4 protein-coding genes are annotated in these 3,795 nt (G+C 35.1%); 3 read left to right on the top strand and 1 reads right to left on the bottom strand.

Annotated elements, in window-relative coordinates:
* The first annotated feature begins 649 nt into the window (after positions 1 to 649).
* The 3 genes from pyrG (at position 650) to AC3DU7_RS28120 (ending at position 3,522) form a co-directional block, all read left to right on the top strand.
* A complete protein-coding gene (pyrG, locus tag AC3DU7_RS28130) occupies positions 650 to 2,371 on the top strand; it encodes a CTP synthase (protein WP_488042557.1) in 1,722 nt (573 codons plus the stop codon).
* Between the two features lie 450 nt (positions 2,372 to 2,821).
* Positions 2,822 to 3,250, top strand: a complete 429-nt coding sequence (locus tag AC3DU7_RS28125) for a hypothetical protein (protein WP_488042556.1) — start codon at positions 2,822 to 2,824, stop codon at positions 3,248 to 3,250.
* A 128-nt stretch (positions 3,251 to 3,378) separates the two neighbouring features.
* Positions 3,379 to 3,522 (top strand): hypothetical protein, encoded by a 144-nt coding sequence (locus AC3DU7_RS28120; RefSeq protein ID WP_488042555.1) that lies wholly within the window; start codon positions 3,379 to 3,381, stop codon positions 3,520 to 3,522.
* An 18-nt stretch (positions 3,523 to 3,540) separates the two neighbouring features.
* Here the strand turns inward: AC3DU7_RS28120 and AC3DU7_RS28115 are convergent.
* Positions 3,541 to 3,795, bottom strand: a 255-nt coding sequence (locus AC3DU7_RS28115) for an ROK family protein (protein WP_488042554.1), incomplete at its 5' end; no start/stop codon positions are given.

Raw genomic sequence — 3,795 nt, 5'->3', positions numbered from 1 at the left:
TCTTTATTATCCCCTTAAAAGGGGAGGCTTTAAACCACAATTTTTCGGTAAATATACAAGTATAGTGAGAATGTAGATTAACTGTCTAAAAGCAACTAATAATTTGAAATAAAAGTATTAATAAGTGTTGATAGTAGAAAACCCACACAAAAAAACAAAAATTTATAACTATATAAAACCTTCTTCAGAAATAAAATTATTCCAGTCTTTAACCGTAAGCATTAAGCCATCAGCGATAAGCTTTAATTATCTTTAGTGGACAATTTAAGCTTGTTGTTGTGATTCAATTCTTTGTTTAAAAATAATGTAGTAGAAGTTAAGCAAGTGCTTGCTTAATTAAAAAGCTGATAGCTGAACACTAATAGCTGTTTGCACAGCATTCCGCAGGAAATGCTTACCTTTAACCTACCACCTAATATCAAATTCAGTTGAATACTTATTATATAGTTGGTAGAGATAGGGAGATGGGGAAGTGGGGAGGTAGTCCGATTTAATATTGAAGTGTGGATAGAATTATAAACATATACTGTATAGTCGAATTTTATATAAAACCTTATTGTGAAATGAAATTTTCCAGCCTTGACCTACTACCTAAAACCTAACCTCCTAAAATCTTCTTCAAACCTAAAACCTTCTTCAAAAAAAATTTATGAGTAAATTTGTATTTATAACTGGTGGAGTAGTTTCCAGCATTGGTAAAGGAATTGTAGCAGCAAGCTTAGGCCGTTTGCTCAAATCACGGGATTATTCCGTATCCATTTTGAAATTAGACCCCTATATCAATGTAGACCCAGGTACCATGAGTCCCTTCCAACATGGAGAAGTATTTGTCACAGAAGATGGCGCAGAAACAGACCTAGACTTGGGCCACTACGAACGATTTACAGATACCTCCATGTCTCGTCTGAATAGTGTGACTCAGGGTTCAATCTACCAAGCAGTAATCAATAAAGAAAGACGGGGCGATTACAAAGGAGGCACAGTTCAAGTTATTCCTCATATTACCAATGAAATAAAAGAGCGGGTACATAGAGTTGCCAAAAATGCTAATCCAGATGTAGTAATTACAGAAATTGGAGGGACCGTAGGAGATATTGAATCTCAGCCCTTTTTAGAAGCTATTCGGCAATTTCGTAAAGATGTGGGACGAAATCATGTTTTATATATCCATGTTACCCTAGTCCCTTGGATTGCAGCAGCAGGGGAAATGAAAACTAAGCCCACTCAACATTCAGTCAAAGAGTTGCGCTCTATAGGTATTCAGCCAGATATTCTAGTCTGTCGATGCGATCGCCAACTGAGCACCAGCTTAAAAGAAAAAATGTCTGAATTCTGTGATGTACCTGTAGCATCCGTAATTACATCAAAAGATGCCGAAAGTATTTATGAAGTACCTCTAATGTTAGAGACAGAAGGACTAGCCGTGCAAGCTCTAGAATTATTAAATATGGAGCAACGTCAACCAAATCTTGATAGGTGGCAAACTTTGGTCAATCGTCTTTATCATCGGGACAATCCTGAAATAGAGAAACAAAATGTCCAATCATCTACTACTACAACTATCGAAATTGCAATAGTAGGTAAATATATTCAACTCAGCGATGCTTATTTATCAGTAGTAGAGGCATTACGCCATGCTGCAATAGCCATTGGTGTGGACTTAAATCTGCGTTGGGTCAGTTCTGAAGATGTGGAGGTCAAAGGAGCAAAGACATACCTGGAAAAGGTAAATGGAATTATTGTTCCGGGTGGGTTTGGCGTGAGAGGTATTGATGGAAAAATAGCTGCTATTCAATATTCTCGGTTGCAAAAAATTCCTTTTTTGGGCTTATGTTTGGGAATGCAATGTGCAGTAATTGAGTGGGCACGCAATATAGCAAAATTGGAATGTGCCCATAGTGCGGAGTTTGACCCTGAAACACCAAACCCAGTGATTAATTTGTTACCCGAACAACAAGATGTAGTAGACTTGGGCGGTACTATGCGACTGGGACTTTATCCTTGCCGTCTTCAAACAGATACATTGGCATTTAAAACTTATCAACAGGAAGTGATTTATGAACGTCATCGTCATAGATATGAGTTTAATAATGCTTACCGGAACCTGTTGTTAGAAACAGGATATGTTATCAGCGGAACTTCTCCTGATGGTAGATTAGTAGAAATTATTGAACTTCCCACTCATCCTTTCTTTATTGCGACACAATTTCATCCAGAGTTTCAATCTCGACCTAGCACTCCTCACCCTCTATTTCATGGCTTTTTTCAAGCTGCTAGTTCACAAGAAAAATGTTATGATACGTCTGTAAATAATGCTGAAGATACCCAAGATAATGTAGTTATTACAGGTTCTATCCTCAGTGCTGACTAGTTTCTTAAGTTACTAAAAAAAATTTTATTATTGTTTGTTATCAGGTTTAATCGTCTTACTCTTAGGCAATTACTAATAATCTTAAGTACAGCATTAACTATTGTTATATTTTCTAATATTAATCGCTGATAGTTACCTTCGATCATTCAAACTTTTAGGATTAGTAGTGTTGAACTTCTTAATAAAAGAAGAAATATTTTTTATTGAGTGAACCTACCCCAGTAATAATATTTTTGCTAAAAACCCTAAATATTTTGAGAGTTAAAAACAAAAAATTAAGCTTTTCAAACACATTTTACTTAAACAAATAAGCCTGTTAAAAATAGTGGGATAGATTCATTGAGTAGTAATTTACTAGATCGAGGGTAACTCAATAATATCGATCGGACTTTTAGAGTAACTTGCACTAATTTGGAGAAATGCAAGAAATCAAAGCTTTGAGGAGGTCATGTGGCCTACTGGATTAAAATAGATTATGAAAGAAGTAAATACTTGATCGACCTCGATCGTATTACTGCTTTTTCTTGTCAGTCAAATAAGCGACTAACTTTCTGGTTGCCAAATAGCAGTCAGCCAATTATTTTACATAAACAAAGTTGCGAATATGAGTATCAGTTAGTCCTAGAATATATTAAAGACAAAATTGAGATCAACTATCTACCTAATGATGAATTTTGGGTGCAAATTATGTACGACCGCCATGAATGGTTTATCAATTTGAATTGTATTAGTACATTTGCTTTTGAACCGAATGGTCGTATAACTTTTTGGCTACCAGATAGTACAAAAGATATTATTATTAGTCCTAAGATAGATCCGGAAGCTTATAAAAAGGTTGTGGAATTTATCACAAAAGTAACAGGGTATTCTTTACCTTGAACAAGAAATAAGGCAGAAGGGAAAAAGTTTTTTCATCACTGATTATCCGGACATGATACTACACCTTTTTCCAATCTAAACACTAGATGTACCATAGTGCTATAGTTTTTATCTACTACATATAATTTATGTGTGTAAATCCTGATTTATTTGACAAACAGTCTCTAAATACCAATTTCAAAAAAGAATGTTATGAATGGGGTAAACTAAAATACTGGAAGTCAAATTTAGCTATACAAAATGAGATTAAAGCTATTCCTACTGACTACTAACTACCGATAATTTTTCAATTAGTTATTATGCAAACTTGTCCAAGCTAATTTAGCAGCTCCTACAATACCAGCATGATTACCTAATTTAGCAGTTAATAATTTTAAGTCTAAACGAGAACTCAACAAAACTCGTCTCTCAATTTCTGCTTTAGCTACAGGCAAAAAAAGTTCTGCACCGGCACTTACTCCCCCCCCAATAATTACAGCTTCTGGTGTTAAAATGTAAATCAAGCTTGCCAAACCTGCACCCAAAAGTCTGCCATAATATTCCCA

It is taken from the genome of Okeania sp., from assembly GCF_983059655.1.
Note: the sequence above shows the minus strand (reverse complement) of the source record. Positions and strands in the feature narration are given on the sequence as shown.